13 protein-coding genes are annotated in these 15,863 nt (G+C 66.7%); all 13 read right to left on the bottom strand.

Annotation, left to right across the window (positions count from 1 at the left end; genetic code table 11):
* Nucleotides 1-85 precede the first annotated feature (85 nt).
* The 13 genes from METLW3_RS25330 to rsmH all read right to left on the bottom strand — a co-directional run bounded on the left by METLW3_RS25330 (nt 86) and on the right by rsmH (nt 15,828).
* Nucleotides 86-424 (bottom strand): hypothetical protein, encoded by a 339-nt coding sequence (locus METLW3_RS25330; RefSeq protein ID WP_036308753.1) that lies wholly within the window; start codon nt 422-424, stop codon nt 86-88.
* Between the two features lie 505 nt (nt 425-929).
* Complete coding sequence (locus METLW3_RS0108035) at nt 930-2,444, bottom strand: hypothetical protein (protein ID WP_024879438.1); 1,515 nt, start codon at nt 2,442-2,444, stop codon at nt 930-932.
* Nucleotides 2,441-3,367, bottom strand: coding sequence for a UDP-N-acetylmuramate dehydrogenase (murB, locus tag METLW3_RS0108030; protein WP_024879437.1), 927 nt, complete (start codon nt 3,365-3,367; stop codon nt 2,441-2,443). Before murB ends, METLW3_RS0108035 begins: the two co-directional genes overlap by 4 nt.
* Before the next feature lie 223 nt (nt 3,368-3,590).
* Entirely contained in the window at nt 3,591-4,997 is a 1,407-nt protein-coding gene (gene murC / locus METLW3_RS0108025; protein ID WP_024879436.1) for a UDP-N-acetylmuramate--L-alanine ligase, read from the bottom strand.
* Nucleotides 4,994-6,118, bottom strand: a complete 1,125-nt coding sequence (gene murG, locus METLW3_RS0108020; protein WP_024879435.1) for an undecaprenyldiphospho-muramoylpentapeptide beta-N-acetylglucosaminyltransferase — start codon at nt 6,116-6,118, stop codon at nt 4,994-4,996. Before murG ends, murC begins: the two co-directional genes overlap by 4 nt.
* Complete coding sequence (locus METLW3_RS0108015; protein ID WP_024879434.1) at nt 6,115-7,278, bottom strand: putative peptidoglycan glycosyltransferase FtsW; 1,164 nt, start codon at nt 7,276-7,278, stop codon at nt 6,115-6,117. The genes murG and METLW3_RS0108015 overlap by 4 nt, the downstream gene beginning before the upstream one ends.
* Nucleotides 7,275-8,699: a UDP-N-acetylmuramoyl-L-alanine--D-glutamate ligase gene (gene murD / locus METLW3_RS0108010; protein ID WP_024879433.1), complete on the bottom strand. Its 1,425-nt coding sequence runs from the start codon at nt 8,697-8,699 to the stop codon at nt 7,275-7,277. The genes METLW3_RS0108015 and murD overlap by 4 nt, the downstream gene beginning before the upstream one ends.
* A 4-nt stretch (nt 8,700-8,703) precedes the next feature.
* Entirely contained in the window at nt 8,704-9,786 is a 1,083-nt protein-coding gene (gene mraY / locus METLW3_RS0108005; RefSeq protein ID WP_024879432.1) for a phospho-N-acetylmuramoyl-pentapeptide-transferase, read from the bottom strand.
* A gap of 12 nt (nt 9,787-9,798) precedes the next feature.
* On the bottom strand, nt 9,799-11,217 hold the full coding sequence (locus METLW3_RS0108000; protein ID WP_024879431.1) for a UDP-N-acetylmuramoylalanyl-D-glutamyl-2,6-diaminopimelate--D-alanyl-D-alanine ligase: 1,419 nt from the start codon (nt 11,215-11,217) through the stop codon (nt 9,799-9,801).
* Nucleotides 11,218-12,666, bottom strand: coding sequence for a UDP-N-acetylmuramoyl-L-alanyl-D-glutamate--2,6-diaminopimelate ligase (locus METLW3_RS0107995; RefSeq protein WP_024879430.1), 1,449 nt, complete (start codon nt 12,664-12,666; stop codon nt 11,218-11,220). It abuts the gene before it with no gap.
* Entirely contained in the window at nt 12,666-14,435 is a 1,770-nt protein-coding gene (locus METLW3_RS0107990) for a penicillin-binding protein 2 (protein WP_024879429.1), read from the bottom strand. Before METLW3_RS0107990 ends, METLW3_RS0107995 begins: the two co-directional genes overlap by 1 nt.
* Complete coding sequence (locus METLW3_RS0107985; protein ID WP_024879428.1) at nt 14,432-14,818, bottom strand: hypothetical protein; 387 nt, start codon at nt 14,816-14,818, stop codon at nt 14,432-14,434. The genes METLW3_RS0107990 and METLW3_RS0107985 overlap by 4 nt, the downstream gene beginning before the upstream one ends.
* The gene (gene rsmH, locus METLW3_RS0107980) at nt 14,818-15,828 is read right to left on the bottom strand and encodes a 16S rRNA (cytosine(1402)-N(4))-methyltransferase RsmH (protein ID WP_024879427.1); all 1,011 of its coding nucleotides are present in this window, start codon (nt 15,826-15,828) and stop codon (nt 14,818-14,820) included. The genes METLW3_RS0107985 and rsmH overlap by 1 nt, the downstream gene beginning before the upstream one ends.
* Nucleotides 15,829-15,863: the final 35 nt, after the last annotated feature.

The following is a 15,863-nucleotide window of genomic DNA, read 5'->3' as shown; positions in this document are numbered from 1 at the left end:
GCCATCGGCAGGGCTACGAAAGAGCGCGCCAGCCCATGATGACGCCACCGACGATCGACTCACGCCTTGGAGTGGCAGCGCGAAATTAATGCTTCGCTACCATTCCGGCGGTGAAGGCCACTATCTCCTGCCAGCGCAGAATGATGGCGATCACGGCGCCGATGATCGAGACAATCGACGCGATCTTGGCCGTGGTCGGAAGGGCGTTCACACGCCCTTTCAGCTCGCCGAACTCGACCGCGGAAGGGAGGCCGGCCACGCGCCCCTTCAGCTCGCCGATATCTGCAGCCAACATCGCCTTCAGGTCCTTGAAGTCGGAGGACGTCGGCATTGCGCGGAGAAGCCCCTTGATCTCGGCGGTGTCCTGAAGAAGCTTCTTCATGTCCGACTCGAGTGTGGTGACACGACGCTCGAGATCGCTCATCCCATCTCCTCCGCCGCCGGCTCCAGCTCCAGCGCTCGCAGCTCCAGCGCTTGCCTGGGCGATGTTTCTATCATGGGGAGCCGTCGAGCCGCCGACGACGTGCAGACGAGGCTTTTCAGTCATTTTTGTCGACCACCGACACGTTATGTAAGCGCACGAAGCCGCAATGACTACAAGTAAGCATATAGCAGTCGTGTCGGACCAGAACCGAATATGGGGGGCCAGAATCGTCGGAACGCGCTTTTCCGCGAGAAACGACCGACACTTTTACCAATTGCTGCTCATCCTCGGCCGACGACTCCCCGATCCAATTGTTCGTCCCGCAAAAGGGGCAGCCGCCGAGAGCTCCCTTTTCCTCGAGCCAAATTTGAAAATCATCCGCTCTCATAGGTCGTCCCTCGTCGAACGCACTCTGCCAGCAGCGCGAGCAATTCGCAAATCGGGCTCGGCAACCTCGAGAACTCCCCGAGCGACTGGGAATCGGTCAGGCGGCGCCTCCCCACTCTCACTCCGCCCGCCGCCAAATCTCTATATCCGCCGCCTGTTTCGCGAGCCTGTAGCCATCGAGCGCGCCGGCCATTTCCGGGCGCTTCAGCACCCATTCCCGCGTCGCCCGATCTTCGGCGACGATGACATCGGGGCGCCCCGCGCGAATGTCCTCGGCCAGCGCGGCGAGATCGGCGCTGCGCCGCGCCTCCAGCCGCTGGCGCCGCTCCGGCCCCGCCGTCTCGAGCAGCCGGCCCACGGCCGCTGTGACGAAGAGCGCATTCTGCCTCCCCACCCATTCGCCCGCGAGCCGCCGCGTCAGAGGATGGCCGAAATCGAGCTGGCTGGCGATGGTCGCGATGCGCGGATGCGGCGGCGCGACCGCGGCCACGGCGGCCAGAAGGTCCTCGTGCTCCTCGTGATCGGTCAGCTGCTCGACGATTCCGAAATAGGCCGGCGCGGCGAGCAGCGCCGGCACGAACAGGAATTTCGTCAGCGCCGCGCGCAGGCCGGCGGCTGGGGCCGCTCGGTCGCGCAGAGCGAGAAATATCCAGGCGAATAGCAGCAGAACCATCGCCGGATAGGCGTGATTCATCCAGCCCTTCCCCTGCAGCAGAAAGGCCGCGAAAAAGCCGAGCGAGGAAGCGAGCGCGACCAGACTCGCACGGCCGAGGGCGGCCCCGCGCGCCGCGACGACAAAGCCCGCGAGCAGCGCCACATAGGCGAGCGCGAGCGAATGCGCGAGAAAATGGCCGAGCTCGTCGCGCGCCGGCCCATAGACCTCGAGCGCGAGCGGCAGCGCCTCGCCGACATAGGCCGGAAAAGCGATCAGCGTCGCGCCGGTCACGGCGACGGAGGCGAGCGCCGCGGCGATCAGTTCCGCTCGCAGCAAGGCGCGCACGCTGCGTTCCCGGAGAACTATCGCCAGAGCCGGCAGCGCGATGGCGAGGATGAAATGCGGCTTCAACGCCACGGCGAGACCGCCGCAAACTCCCGCGACGATATGCGCGAGCCGCGGCGCCGGCGCGCGCCCCTCCGCCGCCAGCGCGGCGAGCAGCGGCAGCAGAGCGAGCAGAGCAATATGCTCGCGCTCGGCGAAGACGATCTCCGGCGCGACCAGCAGCAGAAAGATCGCGGCGTTGAGCAGCTGCATCCATTCGCGCCAGCTGCGCGCCGCGCCATGGCGCAGCAGCAGAAAAGAAAAGCCGATGGAGCCCGCCGCGGCGAGAAAGACCAGCGCCGCGACAATCGCCTCCGTCGGAAGATGCAGCGCGCGGGCCAGCAGCACGGCCGGCATGAGCGAGAGAAAGGCCGCCGGCGGATTGGGATCGCTCACCTCGACATAGGCGATGCGCCCGTCGAGAACCTTCTCGGCGAAGGTCGAGAACCAGGAGACGTCGCAATCGATATGGCCGATGAGCTGCTGCGCGACGGCGACAACAGCGAGCGCCACGCCGAGCAGCGGGCTCGACAAAAGCTGCGCGAGCCCGTCGCTCTCGACGCTCGCGCGCGCGCTCTTCTCGAGGACCGTCATGCGAGGGCGAGGCCGATCCGCTTGATCTCCCAGCGCAGGAGAACGCCGCTCTTCTCCTGCACGCGCCGCCGCACCTCCTCGCCCAGCGCCTCGACGTCGGCGGCCGTCGCCCGGCCCCGATTGACGAGGAAATTGCAATGCATCTCGCTGACCTGCGCATCGCCGATCACGAGCCCGCGGCAGCCGGCCTCGTCGATCAATTGCCACGCTTTATGGCCCGGCGGATTAGCGAAAGTGGAGCCGCCCGTCTTCTCGCGAATGGGCTGCGAGGCCTCGCGCGCCTGCGTGATACGCTCCATCTCCGCGAGGATCGTCGCGGGATCGCCCTTGCGGCCCTGATACAGCGCCTGCGTGAAAATCATATCGTCCGGCGCATCGCTATGGCGATAGGAGAAGCCGAGATCGGCGTTCGTATAGATGCGCAGATTCCCCGCGCGATCGACGCCGCGCGCCTCGATCAGCGCATCCTTGGTCTCGCCGCCATGCGCGCCCGCATTCATGCGCAGCGCGCCGCCGACGCCGCCCGGAATGCCGCGATAGAAAGCGAGCCCGTCTATGCCGGCGTCCGCCGCCGCGCGCGCGAGCTTCACATCGGGAACCGCGGCGCCGACGCGAATTCGCTCGCCCTCTTCGACAGCGATGGCCCCGAAGCCCTTGGCCGTCAGCCGAACGACGACGCCCGTGACGCCGCCGTCGCGCACGATGAGATTGGAGCCGAGGCCGATGACCGTGACCGGAATCTCGCGCGGCAGTCGCGCGAGAAAGTAAGCGAGATCGGCCTCGTCCGCCGGCGAGAAGAGAAGCTGCGCCGGCCCGCCGACACGAAACCAGGTGAGCGGCGCGAGCGGCTCATTTGCGGCGAGACGCCCGCGCAATTCCGGCGCGAGCGCGACGATCTCGGCCGAGATATCCGGAAAGCTCATCCGCAATCTCCGTGCGCGTCTCCTTCTCCCACTCGTGGGAGAAGGTGGCCCGGCGTAGCCGGGTCGGATGAGGGTCCATCGACATTACGCGCAGCACTTGAACGCAGCAAAACGAAGAGCCCCGCACTTCTACGCGGCCCCTCATCCGACCCTCGCTGACGCGAGGGCCACCTTCTCCCGCGAGCGGGAGAAGGGACGCGCGTTCTCCATGTCTGCGCGATTGTCATGGCGCGAGCTCCGCCAATTGCGCCGGCAGCGCATAAGCCCATTTCGTAATGTCGCCGGCGCCGAGAAACACCACATAATCGCCCGGCGCGGCGATCTCGCGGATCAATCCCGGCAGCTCCTGCGGCGAAGCGAAGGCGCTCGCGCGCTCATGCCCTTGCGCAGCGGCGGCGCGCGCCAGCGCCGGGCCGTCGACGCCCTCTATCTCGCTCTCGCCGGCCGGATAAACATCGGCGATCAGCGCCACATCCGCGTCACTGAAACAGCCTGCGAATTGATCGAACAGCGACTGCAGCCGCGTGTAGCGATGCGGCTGCATGATGGCGATCACCTTGCCCTTGGTGGAAGCGCGCGCGGCGCGCAGCACGGCGGCGATCTCGACCGGGTGATGACCGTAATCGTCGAAGATGGAAACGCCCTTCCACTCGCCCGTCTTGGTGAAGCGCCGCTTCACGCCGGCGAAGCGCGCGAGCCCCTCGCGAATCTTATCCGCGGGAACGCCGAGCCGATGGGCCACCGCAATGGCCGCCGTGGCGTTGAGCGCATTGTGCCGCCCCGCTGCCGGCAGCAGAAGCTCGTCGAGCCGCGTCTCTGCGCCCGTATCACGATCACGCAGGAGCACCGAAAAGCGTCCGACGCCGCCGGAAAGATCGAGATCGAGCAGACGCGCCTCGGCCTCCTCGCTCTCGCCATAGGAAATGACGCGGCGATCTTCGATTTGGCCGATGATCTCGCGCGCGGTCGGATGATCGAGACAGACGGCTGCAAAACCATAGAACGGCAGATTTTCGATGAAGCTACGAAAGCCCTTCTTCACGCCGTCGAAATCGCCGAAATGATCCAAATGCTCGGGATCGACATTGGTGACGATGGCGACTTCCGCCGGCAGCTTCAAGAATGTGCCGTCGCTCTCGTCAGCTTCGACCACCATCCATTCGCCGGCGCCCGGCCGCGCATTTGTGCCGTAAGCGTTGATGATGCCGCCATTCACGACTGTCGGATCGAGACCGCCGGCGTCGAGCAGAGTGGCGACCAACGAGGTGGTCGTCGTCTTGCCATGCGTGCCGGCGACGGCGACGCAACGCTTGTCGCGCATCAGCTCGGCGAGCATTTCCGCGCGCTTCACCACGGGCAGGCGCCGCGCGCGCGCCTCCGCCAGCTCGGGATTGTCGCGCTTGATCGCGCTCGACACGACGACGACGGCTGCTTCGCCCAGCCATTTCGCGTCATGGCCGACATGCACGCGCGCGCCCTTGCCGGCGAGACGTTGCAGATTGGCGCTGTCGGCGGCGTCCGTGCCCTGCACATCATAGCCTTGCGCGAGCAGAATTTCGGCGACGCCGGACATTCCGATTCCGCCAATGCCGACGAAATGAATGGGGCCGAGACGGCGCGGCATTCTCATATTCGGCTCCCTGGCGCCAGCGCGGCGCTCTCTCTCTTCTGCGCGACGGCGAGCACGAGATCGGCGAGCCGCTCGGCCGCGTCGGTCACGCCGACGCTTTTTGCCGCCTGCGCGCGCCGCTGCAATTCGTCGCTGTCCGCAGCGAGCGCGGCGATGCGTTCGGCGAGCCATTGCCGCGTGAAATCGGCTTGGCGCACGACCTCCGCTGCGCCGGATTTCGCCAGCACGGCGGCGTTTGCCGCCTGGTCCTGGTCCAACGCATGCGGCAGCGGCACCAGAATGCTCGGTCGCCCGATCGCCGCCAGCTCAGTGACGGTGGAGGCGCCGGCGCGCGCGATCACGAGATGCGCATGCGCGATGCGCTCCGGCAGATCGGCGAAGAAGGGCGCAATCTGCGCGACGATTCCGGCGCGCGCATAGGCCATGGTGACACGCGCGAGATCTTCCTCGCGCGCCTGCTGCGTCAGCTCTATGCGCTCACGCAATTCTTTCGGCAGAGATTCGAGCGCCGCGGGCACGATATCGGACATCACTCGCGCGCCCTGCGAGCCGCCGGTCACGAGAAGGCGCAGCTTGCCGTCGTCGAACACAGGATAAGGCAACGCAGCCGCCGCGAGCGCGGCGGGTCGCAGCGGATTGCCGGTGACGACGATCTTTTCCGTGAGCGCATCCGAAACGCCGGAGAGCGGAAAGCCCGAGGCGACCGCATCGACGCGGCCGGCGAGAAAGGAATTGGCGCGGCCCATCACCGCATTCGCCTCATGCAGCACTGCGGGAATGCGCCGAAGCGTGGCGGCGAAGAGCGGCGGCACGCTGGGATAGCCGCCGAAGCCGACGACGGCGAGCGGCCGAATGCGCCGCAGAAGAAACAGCGCCTGCGCGGCGCCGACGCCGAGCGTCGCGATCGCCGTCGCCTTGGCGAAGACAGAGCCGCCGCGCGGAGTCGCGGAAGCGATTGTATGCATGGCGCGCGCGGGAAACTCGCCGCCATAGCGCAAGGCGCGCTCATCGGTGACGAGTTCCACCTCGAGCCCACGCGCGCGCAGCGCATGCGCGAGCGCCTCGGCCGGAAAAAGATGACCGCCGGTGCCGCCGGCGGCGAGCAGAACGGGCGCGCTCATGCCGCCGCTCCCATCGGCGCATGGCTCGCATGCTCCGTCTCGACGACGGGTTCTATATGCGGGCGCCGACGCGTGACAGCGAGCAGAAAGCCGAAGCCGAGCGCCAGCGAAATGAGCGAGGAGCCGCCATAGGAAATGAAAGGAAGCGTCATGCCCTTCGACGGCATGAGCTGAAGATTCACCGCCATATTGATCGCGGCCTGCAGGCCGAACAGCATGACGAGGCCGGCGGTCGCGAAGCCGCAGAAGGCGTCGTCATTGCGCGAGGCGGAATAGAGCCCGCGCAGCACGATGAGGCCGTAGATCGCCGCCACCGCCATGCAGACGAAGAGGCCGAACTCTTCGCCGATGACGGCGAAGATCGTATCCGTATGCGCGTCCGGCAATATGCGCTTCAGCGTGCCTTCGCCCGGCCCTTTGCCGAACCAGGAGCCGCTGATGAAGCTGTAGAGCGCGGTGTCGGCCTGGAATGTGTCGGCGACGCCCTGCCCGGCCGCTTGCGGATCGAGAAAGCGCGTCACGCGCGCATGGACGTGCGGCAGAAATTTATAGGCCGCGACCGCGCCGACGGCGCCCGCGCCGCCGACGCCGAAAATCCAGAACCAGTGAATGCCGGCCATGAACAAGAGCCCCGCCCAGACGAGCGAGATCAACATGGTCTGGCCGATGTCCGGCTGCATCACCAGCGGCGCGACGGTGACGGGCAGCAGAGCGATGGCGAGAAGATTGCCGGGAACGTCCTTGCGCTTCGCGCCTTCCGAAAAGGCCCATGCGGCCATGATGACGAAGGCCGGCTTCAAGAATTCGGAGGGCTGAACTCCGAAGATCCAGCGCTTGGCGCCCTTCACCTCCTGGCCGAAGAACAGCGTGCCGACGACGAGCGCGAGCGAGACGATCCACAGCAAAATCGCCGCGCGCCGCACATGACGCGGCGTGAGAAAGGAGACGCCGATCATCACGAGGATCGCCGGCGCGAGATAGATCACCTGCCGATGCACGAAATGAAAGGTGGAGAGATGCAGCCGCTCGGCGACGGGCGGGCTGCCGGCCATAGCGAAGACGAGGCCGCAGACGATGAGCAGCGCGACGCCGGCGAGGAGCCAGCGATCGATCGTCCAGGCCCAATCAGAGAAGGTGGAACGCTCCGCGCGCGAGATCATAGGCTTTCTCCGGCAATGGGCGCATGCGCATGCAGCTCGCGCGCGAGCAGGCGAAAAGCGTCGCCGCGCGCTTCGAAATTGGCGAATTGATCGTAAGAGGCGCAGGCCGGCGACAGCAGCACCACGGGCTCGCGCGCCGCGCTCAGCGCGGCCTCCTCGGCCGCGCGCGCGATCGCCACATCGAGCGTTCCGCAGTGCTCGTAAGTCACGGCGCCCTCGAGCGTGCGCGCAAAATCCTGCGCCGCCGCGCCGATGAGATAGGCTTTGGCGATGCGTGGGAAGAGCGGACGCAGCGGCTCTATGCCGCCCTCCTTCGCCTTGCCGCCGGCGATCCAGAAAATATCGTCGTAGGAGAGCAGCGCCTTCTCCGCCGCGTCGGCGTTCGTGGCTTTCGAATCATTGACGAAGACGACGCGCCCGCGACGCCCCACCTCCTCCATGCGATGCGGCAGGCCGGGATAGGTGAGCAGCCCGCGCGCGATCTCCGCGCAGGAAAGTCCGCAATGCCAGGCGACCGCGGCGGCGAAGGCGGCGTTCTGCGCATTATGCGCGCCGCGCAATGTGCGCGCGCCCTCGAGATCGCCGAGCGTCTCCGTCTCCTCCGGCCCATGGCCGGCCTCTCGATAGAGCGCCTTGCGCGCCTCGATGAAAAAGCCCCAATCGAGCGCACGCGCGGCGGAGACGGGATAGACGCGCTGGCCCTCGCGGCGTCGCTCGGTCAGCCGCGCGCCGATCGCATGAGAGAAGGCGTCGTCGACGCCGATCACCGCGACATCGGCGCCGGCGACGAGACGCTCCTTCACCGCCGCGTAATTCTCCATCGTGCCGTGACGGTCGATGTGGTCCGGCGTCAGATTGATGAGAATGCCGATGGACGGCGCGAGCGAAGGCGTCAGATCGATCTGAAAAGAGGAGCATTCGATGACGTGAATGCGCGTCTCGGAGGGCGGCTCGAGATCGAGGATCGGCGTGCCGATATTGCCGCCGAGCTGCACATCCTTGCCGGCGCTGCGCAAGAGATGCGCGATCAGCGCCGTTGTCGTCGATTTGCCATTGGTGCCGGTGATGGCGATGAAGGGCGCGCCGGGCGCCTTCGCCTGCCGCTCACGGCAGAACAGCTCTATGTCGCCGATCACCTCGACGCCCACCTCGCGCGCGCGTGTGACCGTCCAATGCGGCTCTGGATGTGTCAGCGGCACGCCGGGCGAAAGAATGAGCGCCGAGAACTCGCGCCAATCCGCACTCGTCAGATCGACGATCTCGACGCCCTGCGCCTGCGCCTTGGCGCGGCCGGCCTCGCCATCGTCCCAGGCGGCGACATTCGCGCCGCCTGCGATCAATGCGCGCGCCGTCGAAAGGCCGGAGCCGCCCAAGCCGAAGAGCGCGACCTTGCGCCCTGCAAATGTCGTCGCCGGAGTCATGCGCTCACCTCAGCTTCAGCGAGGAGAGCCCGAGAAGGGCGAGAACGAAGGAGATGATCCAGAAGCGAATGACGATCTGCGGCTCGGTCCAGCCCATCTGCTCGAAGTGATGGTGGATGGGCGCCATGCGGAACACGCGCTTGCCGGTGAGCTTGAAGCTCGCCACCTGCACGATGACGGAAGCGCCCTCGAGCACGAAGAGGCCGCCGATGATGGCGAGCACGAACTCCTGCTTGATGGCGACCGATATGGTTCCGAGCAATCCGCCGAGCGCCAACGAGCCGGTGTCGCCCATGAAGATCTGCGCCGGCGGCGCGTTGAACCACAGAAAGCCGAGACCGGAGCCGATGAGCGCCGCGCAGACAATGGTGAGCTCGCCGGTGCCGGCGACGTGATTGACGCCGAGATAATCCGAGAAGATCGAATTGCCGACGAGATAGGCGATGATGGCGAAGGCCCCGGCGGCGATCATCGACGGCACGATGGCGAGGCCGTCGAGACCATCGGTGAGATTGACGCAATTGCCCGCCGCCACGATGACGAAGGCGCCGAAGGGAATGAACAGCCAGCCCAGCGAGAAGGCGTAGCCCTTGAGCAGCGGCAGCGCCAGCTTGGACATATTGTCGCCGCCGACCGTGGTGAGCGCATAGCAGGCGAGGCCGGCGACGGCGAACTCGAGCGCGAGCCGCGCCTTGCCGGAAAAGCCTTTGTGCGATTGCTTCGTCACCTTCAGATAATCGTCGTAGAAGCCGATCGCGCCGAAGGAGGCGGTGACGAGAATGACGATCCACACATAGGAATTCTTCAAATTCGCCCAGAGGAGAGTGGCGACGAGCAGACCCGAGAGGATCATCAGCCCGCCCATGGTCGGCGTGCCTTTTTTGGTGAGCAGATGCGAGGCCGGACCGTCCTCGCGAATGGGCTGGCCCTTGCCCTGCTTCAAGCGCAGCGCGTCGATGATGGTGGGGCCGAAGAAGAAGACGAAGAACAGCGCCGTCGTCGCCGCGCCGGCGGCGCGGAAGGTGATGTAGCGGAAGAGGTTCAGCGGACCGAAGAGATGCGAGAAGTCCGCGAGCAGCGTCAGCATTCGTCTTTTCCTTTACGAGGCCGCTTCGGTTTCGGCCGGGAATTTCGTTCTGATCGCCTCGACGATGCGCGCCATGCGCGAGCCGTTCGAGCCCTTGATCATGACCACATCGCCCGGCGCCAGCGCGGAGAGAACCGCCTCCTCGAGCTCGGCGGCGTTGGCGCGATGCGCGCCGCGCATAGACTCGGGCGCGGCGTAGAAGAGCCGCGCCATCAGCGGGCCGGCGGTGAAGAGGAGATCGACGCTCGCCGCCTCGAGGTCTTTGGCGAGGCCTGCGTGCAATTCGCCGGCGCTCGGCCCGAGCTCCAGCATATCGCCGAGCACGGCGATGCGTCGCCGCGCGCTCTTCTCCGCGCCGATGAGATCGAAAGCCGCGCGCATGGAGGTGGGATTGGCGTTGTAGCTCTCGTCGATGAGCGTGAGGGCGCCGCCGCCGATCACCAGCGTCTCCCGACGGCCGCGTCCCTTGGGCGGGGCGAAATCGGCGAGCGTCTCCGCCGCCTCGGCGAGATCTATGCCGAAGACATGGGCGATGGTCAGCACGGCGAGCGAATTGACTGCGAAATGCCGGCCCGGCGCGCCGATGCGGTAACGCAGGCGGCGGCCGAAAATCTCCGCCTCGGCGACTTGGCTCTCGCCATCATAGGAGAGCAGCCGCGCCTGCGCGGCCTCGCTCTCGCCGAAGGAGAAGACATGCGCGGCTCTGGAGGCGGCGGCGCCTTCCAGCAGCGTCTCGTAAGTCTCGTCGTCGCGATTGACGATGGCGACGCCGCCTTCGACGAGACCGGAGAAAACCTCGGACTTGGCCGCCGCTATAGCCTCGAGCGAGTCGAAATGCTCGAGATGCACGGGCGCGACGCGTGTCACCACGGCGACATGCGGCTCGACGAAGCGCACGAGCGACGCGATCTCGCCCGCGTGATTCATGCCGATCTCGAACAGGCCGTAGCGCGCCGAGGCCGGCATGCGCGACAGCGACAGCGGCACGCCCCATTGATTGTTGTAGGAGGCGGCCGAAGCATGCGTCTCGCCGAAGCGCGAGAACACTGTCTTCGCCATGTCTTTGGTCGATGTCTTGCCGACCGAACCGGTGATCGCCGCAATATAGGCGGGCGAGCGCTCACGCGCGCGGGCGCCGAGATATTCCAGCGACTCCTGCACGTCGCGCACGACATAGAGCGGCGAGAGATCACGGAACTCGCCAGCGTGTGCGTCGTCGATCACCGCGCCCGCGGCGCCGCGCTCGAACGCCATGCGCACGAAATCATGACCGTCGCGCGCCTCGCCCTTTATGGCGAAGAAGAGATCGCCCGGCGCCAGCGTGCGCGTGTCGATGGAGACGCCATTGACGTCGCGCGGCAAGCCGCCGCTGATGCGCGCGCGCAATGCGCCGATCAGCCCCAGTCCGGTCCATAGCGCTTGCTGTTTCATTCAAGTCCCACCCTGCAAGGCCGCCTCGACCGCCGCACGGTCGGAGAATGGCAGGACCTGATCGCCGACGATCTGGCCCGTTTCATGGCCCTTTCCGGCGACCACCAGCGCGTCGCCATCGCGCAGCCAGGAGACCGCCGCGCGGATCGCCGCGGCGCGGTCGCCGATCTCGTGAATCTCCGCGCCCTTCGCGTGGCGCGCCGCCTCCAATATAGCGGCGCGGATCGAGGCCGGCTCCTCGCTGCGCGGATTATCGTCGGTGACGACGACGACATCCGCCGCGCGCGCCGCGATCTCGCCCATCAATGGACGCTTGCCTCTGTCGCGATCGCCGCCGGCGCCGAAAACGACAACGAGCCGTCCTTTCGCCAGAGGGCGCACGGCGGCCAGCACCTTGTCCAGCGCATCGGGCTTATGCGCGTAATCGACGAAGACGGGCGCGCCGTCGCGCGCGCCGATGAGCTCCAGCCGTCCGGGGGCGCCGCGCAATTTCTCCAGCGCTGCGAAAACCTGCGCCGGTTCCTCGCCGCAGGAGATCGCCATTCCCGCGGCGACCAGCGCATTGGAAATTTGAAACGCGCCGGCGAGCGGCAAAGCGACGGCGAAAGTCTCGTCGCCGCAGCGCAGCCGCAAGCGCGAGCCGAGCGCCTGCGCATCCGCCTCGAGCAGCGATATGGCGCGGCCCTTCTCGCCGACATCGAAGATCGTCAGCCCGCGCTTCTCGCAAATGTCGATCACGTGCGCGGCGACCGAGCTGTCGGCGTCGATCACGACCGTCTGGCCGGGCGCGAGCAGCGTGTCGAAGAGGCGCATCTTCGCCTCGAAATAGTCCTCGAGATCGCGATGATGATCGAGGTGATCGCGCGAGAAATTGGTGAAGGCGCCGACTGTCAGACGCACGCCATCGAGGCGGCGCTGGTCTATGCCGAGCGAGGACGCCTCCATGGCGAGATGGGTGACGCCGCGCGCGGCCAGCGCGTCGAGCGACTGATGCAGCGCCACAGGTCCCGGCGTCGTCAGCGAGCCGTAATGCGCACCATTTGTATCGACGATTCCGATCGTGCCGAGCGAGGCCGCGTCGCGTCCGAGCGTCAGCCAGATCTGGCGCAGAAAATCGACGACCGAGCTCTTGCCGCTGGTGCCTGTCACCGCGGCGACGATCTGCGGCTGACGCGCGAAAAATCGCGCCGCAGCATGAGCGAGCGCCGCGCGCACATCCGCGACGACGAGTAACGGCAGCCCGACCTCGGCCGCGTGCGGCGCGACGACCACGCGCGCCCCACGCGCGCGCGCATCGGCGGCGTAAGCGAGGCCGTCGCCGGCATGACCCGGCACGGCGAAGAAAGCATAGCCTTCGCGCACGTCGCGGCTGTCGGCCGTGACGCCGTCGATATCGAGATCGCCGCAGCCCGCCGCCGTCGCTTCGTCGAGAAGGTCGGAAAATCGCATCAATGCCCTCCCCCGCCGGGAACAGCGGGACTATTGGCTATGCCATAGCCGAGCTTGGCGAGCAGCGGGAAAGGCTGCGTCGGCAATTCGAAGCGCGGCGGCAGGCCGAGCAGCGGGCCGACGCGCTCGATGATCTGGCCCGTCACCTGGCCCGAGTTATAGGCGGCCGTGGCGTAGCCTCCGGTCTCCGGAAGGCCCTGCGGCTCGTCCATAATGGTGAGGAAGAGATACTTCGGTTTGTCCGCCGGCGCCACCGCCATGAAAGTGGTGAAGAGGCGGGTCTTGGAATAATGGCCGCCGATCACCTTTTCCGCGGTTCCGGTCTTGCCGCCGACGAAATAGCCGTTGACGTTGACCTTCCTGGCGGAGCCGATCTCGGCGTTGAGCCGCATGAGATAGCGCATGGACTCGCTGGTCTCCGGCCTGATCACCTGCACGGCGCTCTTCTTCGCCTCCTCCTCGTTGCGCTTGAGGAAAGTGGGCGCCATCAGATAGCCGCCGTTCATCAGCGCGCCGACAGCCATCATCGCCTGCAGCGGCGCGACGGCGAGACCATGGCCGAAGGCGATGGTCATGGTGTTCAGCTCACCCCAATTCTTCGGCACGATCGGCTCAGCGCTCTCTGGCAACTCTGTGCGCATGCGCGTGAGCTGGCCCATCTTGCGCAAAAACGCCTTGTGCCGCTCGACGCCCTGGCCGAGCGCCATGCGCGCCGTTCCGATGTTGGAGGAATGGGTGAACACTTCCGGCAGGGTGAGCACGCGATTGGTCGCGTGATAATCGTGAATGCGGAAATGGCCGAAATTGAGCGTGCCGCGCGCGTCGAGCCGCGAGTTGAGATTGACCTTGCCGGAGTCGAGCGCCATGGCGATGGTCAGCGCCTTGAAGGTGGAGCCCATCTCATAGACGCCGACATTCATGCGATTGATGATCGTCGGATCGCGCATGTCGCCGGGCTTGTTGGGATCATAATCCGGCAGCGAGGCGAGCGCGATGATCTCGCCGGTGTTGACGTCCATGATCGCCGCGGCGCCGGCCTTGGCCTTGAAATGCGCGACGCCCTTTTCCAACTCGTCGCGAATGGCGTGCGTCGCCTTTATGTCGATCGACAGCGAGATGGGCTTCAGCTCTTCCGGCGTCAGGCTGAAGCCGGCGTCGTGAAGATCGGCGAGGCCTTGCCCGTCGATATATTTCTCGATTCCGGCGATGCCGGCGTTGTCGATATTGACATAGCCGAGCACATGCGCCGCCGCCGGCCCATTGGGATAGACGCGCTTATTCTCGGGCGCGAGGCCGACGCCCGGCAGGCCGAGATGAAACACCTCGTCGCGCTGCTTGGGCGTCACCTCGCGCTTCACCCAGACGAAGCCCTTGCGCGAGGCGAGACGCTCGCGCAATTCGCGCGAGTCGACATTGGGCAGCACCGCGGTCAGCAGCTCGGTCGCCTCGTCCTTGTCGATGAGACGGCGCGGCTCGGCGAAGACCGACATGGTCTTCACATCGGTCGCGAGTATCTCGCCATTGCGATCGAGCACATCGGGACGCGACGCGGCGATGGGCTCGCCGGAGGCGCGGCGCATCGTCGTCGGATCAGGCTTGAAGCCGATGGCGACGAGACGCGCGCCAATGCCGACATAAAGGCAACAAAAGCCCACGGCGACGAGGCGCATGCGCGCGCCTGTCTTGCCGAGCGAGGTGGTGAACAGCCCGTCGAGCGGCCCGCGCAGGCCTCGCTTCACGGCTTTCGTCACAGTTTCGGCGGTCGTCATCGCGGCTTTCCTTTCGGCGTCGTCGGCGCCTCGCTCGCGGCCGGAGTCGTCGCGGCGCCGCCGAGGCCGAGCGCATCCAGCTTGCGGCCGATCGAGTCGATGCGCTCGGGCTTTTCCGGCAGCGATTGCGCCGTGGCGATCTGCGTCACGGCGACCGGCTTCAGATCGAGATATTTGTCGGCGAGATCCTGCACGCGCTCGGGCCGCGTCATGAAGGCCCATTCGGCGCGCAGCACGGCGATGGCGTCGCGCTCGCTTTTCGCCTCGCGCTTCATCTTGTTGATCTGCTCGGCGCGCAGCATGGTCTGATATTTGATCGAATAGGCGTAGAAGCCCGAGCCGATCAGCGCGAGAATGGCGACGACATTGAGAATGCGCAGCATCAGCGTCTTCCTTTCACGCGTTCCGGCAGGCGGGCGAGACGCGCCAGAGACTCGTCGATCGCGCGCGCCGGCGCGTCCGTTCGCGTCGCAAAGCGCAGCTTGGCGGAGCGCGCGCGCGGATTTGCGGCGATTTCGCGGTCCGAAGGCGTCACCGGCTGGCGCCCTTCGCTGATGAAGGTCCGCGGCGGCGGAACCGGCTCGCCAGGCAGGAGCCGCGAGCGCGTCTCGCCGCGGCCGGAGCGTTCGCCTAAGAATTGCTTGACGATGCGATCCTCGAGCGAGTGAAACGTCACCACGGCGAGCCGACCGCCCGGCTTCAGCGCCCGCTCGGCGGCGCCCAGCGCGGCGACCAATTCGCCCAGCTCGTCATTGACGGCGATGCGCAGCGCCTGAAAGCTCCTCGTCGCCGGGTGAATATCGCCCGGCTTTCCGGGCGCGGCGCGCTCGATGATCTGCGCCAGCGCGCGCGTCGTCTCTATGCGGCCGGCCTCGCGCGCATTGACGATGGCGCGGGCGATGCGGCGCGAGGCGCGCTCCTCGCCATAGTGATACAGAATATCGGCGAGCGCCTCTTCCTCGGCATCCGCGATAATGTCGGCGGCGCTCGGTCCGCGGCCTTCCATGCGCATGTCGAGCGGGCCGTCATTGCGGAAGGAGAAGCCGCGCGCCGCCTCGTCGAACTGCATGGAGGAGACGCCGATATCGGCGACGATTCCGTCGAGCGGCGCCAGCCCCGCGCGCTCGGCGACCTGCGCCAGCTCGGAGAAGCGCGCCTCCACCAGAGTCAGCCGTCCGCCCGCCTCCTCCACCAGCGCATAGCCGCCCCTTATGGCGTTCGGATCGCGGTCGAGCGCCAGCACGCGTGTGCCCTCATGCGCCAGCAAGGCGCGCGTGTAGCCGCCAGCGCCGAAGGTGGCGTCCAGATAGACGCCGCCCGCCTGTGGCGCGAGGGCGGCGACCGCCTCCTCGAGCAGCACGGGAACATGCCGCTCAGCGCCGCTCGCCGTCATCTCTCCTCCGATCCGAAAATGTCGCCGCAGGGCCG

This window comes from Methylosinus sp. LW3 (assembly GCF_000527115.1).
Lineage (GTDB): Bacteria > Pseudomonadota > Alphaproteobacteria > Rhizobiales > Beijerinckiaceae > Methylosinus.
Note: the sequence above shows the minus strand (reverse complement) of the source record. Positions and strands in the feature narration are given on the sequence as shown.

What these genes read in the sequence shown, in the direction of transcription:
- METLW3_RS25330 (WP_036308753.1), bottom strand. Translation starts at nt 424, where the DNA reads ATGAGCGATCTCGAGCGTCGTGTCACCACACTCGAGTCGGACATGAAG.
- METLW3_RS0107985 (WP_024879428.1), bottom strand. Translation starts at nt 14,818, where the DNA reads ATGCTGCGCATTCTCAATGTCGTCGCCATTCTCGCGCTGATCGGCTCG.
- rsmH (WP_024879427.1), bottom strand. Translation starts at nt 15,828, where the DNA reads ATGACGGCGAGCGGCGCTGAGCGGCATGTTCCCGTGCTGCTCGAGGAG.
- murB (WP_024879437.1), bottom strand. Translation starts at nt 3,367, where the DNA reads ATGAGCTTTCCGGATATCTCGGCCGAGATCGTCGCGCTCGCGCCGGAA.
- murG (WP_024879435.1), bottom strand. Translation starts at nt 6,118, where the DNA reads ATGAGCGCGCCCGTTCTGCTCGCCGCCGGCGGCACCGGCGGTCATCTT.
- mraY (WP_024879432.1), bottom strand. Translation starts at nt 9,786, where the DNA reads ATGCTGACGCTGCTCGCGGACTTCTCGCATCTCTTCGGTCCGCTGAAC.
- METLW3_RS0107995 (WP_024879430.1), bottom strand. Translation starts at nt 12,666, where the DNA reads ATGCGATTTTCCGACCTTCTCGACGAAGCGACGGCGGCGGGCTGCGGC.
- METLW3_RS0108035 (WP_024879438.1), bottom strand. Translation starts at nt 2,444, where the DNA reads ATGACGGTCCTCGAGAAGAGCGCGCGCGCGAGCGTCGAGAGCGACGGG.
- METLW3_RS0107990 (WP_024879429.1), bottom strand. Translation starts at nt 14,435, where the DNA reads ATGACGACCGCCGAAACTGTGACGAAAGCCGTGAAGCGAGGCCTGCGC.
- METLW3_RS0108015 (WP_024879434.1), bottom strand. Translation starts at nt 7,278, where the DNA reads ATGATCTCGCGCGCGGAGCGTTCCACCTTCTCTGATTGGGCCTGGACG.
- murC (WP_024879436.1), bottom strand. Translation starts at nt 4,997, where the DNA reads ATGAGAATGCCGCGCCGTCTCGGCCCCATTCATTTCGTCGGCATTGGC.
- murD (WP_024879433.1), bottom strand. Translation starts at nt 8,699, where the DNA reads ATGACTCCGGCGACGACATTTGCAGGGCGCAAGGTCGCGCTCTTCGGC.
- METLW3_RS0108000 (WP_024879431.1), bottom strand. Translation starts at nt 11,217, where the DNA reads ATGAAACAGCAAGCGCTATGGACCGGACTGGGGCTGATCGGCGCATTG.